Origin of the sequence: Halomonas sp. McD50-4 (assembly GCF_022348135.1) — a bacterium.
Taxonomy (GTDB): Bacteria; Pseudomonadota; Gammaproteobacteria; order Pseudomonadales; family Halomonadaceae; genus Vreelandella; species Vreelandella piezotolerans.
In genome coordinates, this window is the sequence record NZ_JAKRFG010000040.1 from 1 (window position 1) to 1,304 (window position 1,304).

At 56.2% G+C, this 1,304-nt stretch carries 2 rRNA genes; both read left to right on the forward strand.

The features are described 5' to 3' along the window. A 23S ribosomal RNA gene (locus MHM85_RS18270) occupies window positions 1-1,027 on the forward strand; the annotation flags it as partial. A 155-nt stretch (window positions 1,028-1,182) separates the two neighbouring features. Further along, window positions 1,183-1,298: ribosomal RNA gene (rrf, locus tag MHM85_RS18275) — 5S ribosomal RNA — on the forward strand. Window positions 1,299-1,304 lie beyond the last annotated feature (6 nt).

Genomic DNA, 1,304 nt, shown 5'->3' on the forward strand with positions numbered 1-1,304 from the left:
GCTCTTGATCGAAGCCCCGGTAAACGGCGGCCGTAACTATAACGGTCCTAAGGTAGCGAAATTCCTTGTCGGGTAAGTTCCGACCTGCACGAATGGCGTAATGATGGCCACGCTGTCTCCACCCGAGACTCAGTGAAATTGAAATCGCCGTGAAGATGCGGTGTACCCGCGGCTAGACGGAAAGACCCCGTGAACCTTTACTATAGCTTCACACTGGACGCTGATGTTGCCTGTGTAGGATAGCTGGGAGGCTTTGAAACCCGGACGCCAGTTCGGGTGGAGCCAACCTTGAAATACCAGCCTGGCATCATTGGCGTTCTCACTCAGGTCCGTGATCCGGATCGAGGACAGTGTGTGGTGGGTAGTTTGACTGGGGCGGTCTCCTCCCAAAGCGTAACGGAGGAGCACGAAGGTACCCTCAGCACGGTCGGACATCGTGCAATGAGTGCAAGAGCATAAGGGTGCTTGACTGCGAGACAGACACGTCGAGCAGGTGCGAAAGCAGGTTCTAGTGATCCGGTGGTTCTGTATGGAAGGGCCATCGCTCAACGGATAAAAGGTACTCCGGGGATAACAGGCTGATACCGCCCAAGAGTTCACATCGACGGCGGTGTTTGGCACCTCGATGTCGGCTCATCACATCCTGGGGCTGAAGTCGGTCCCAAGGGTATGGCTGTTCGCCATTTAAAGTGGTACGCGAGCTGGGTTTAGAACGTCGTGAGACAGTTCGGTCCCTATCTGCCGTGGGCGTTGGATGTTTGAGAAGAGCTGCTCCTAGTACGAGAGGACCGGAGTGGACGACCCTCTGGTGTTCCGGTTGTCACGCCAGTGGCATTGCCGGGTAGCTATGGTCGGACGGGATAACCGCTGAAAGCATCTAAGCGGGAAGCCCCCTTCAAGATGAGACATCCCTGAGACCTAGAGTCTCCTAAAGGGCCCAGCGAGACCAGCTGGTTGATAGGCACGGTGTGGAAGCGCTGCAAGGCGTTGAGCTAACGTGTACTAATGGCCCGTGAGGCTTGACCCTATAACACCCAAGGGGTCTGGTCGCCGTGATAACGATCGAGTGGACAGCCACTCGGAAAACCGGATACGCATTCGCCCGCCAAGACGCTGGCGGACATGAGACGATCACTTACCGCGTCAACGACGCACTCAGCATGATATGCATTACCCGTTACGCCTGACGACCATAGCACGCGTGAACCACCTGATCCCATGCCGAACTCAGAAGTGAAACCGCTTAGCGCCGATGGTAGTGTGGGGTCTCCCCATGCGAGAGTAGGTCATCGTCAGGCACTTAT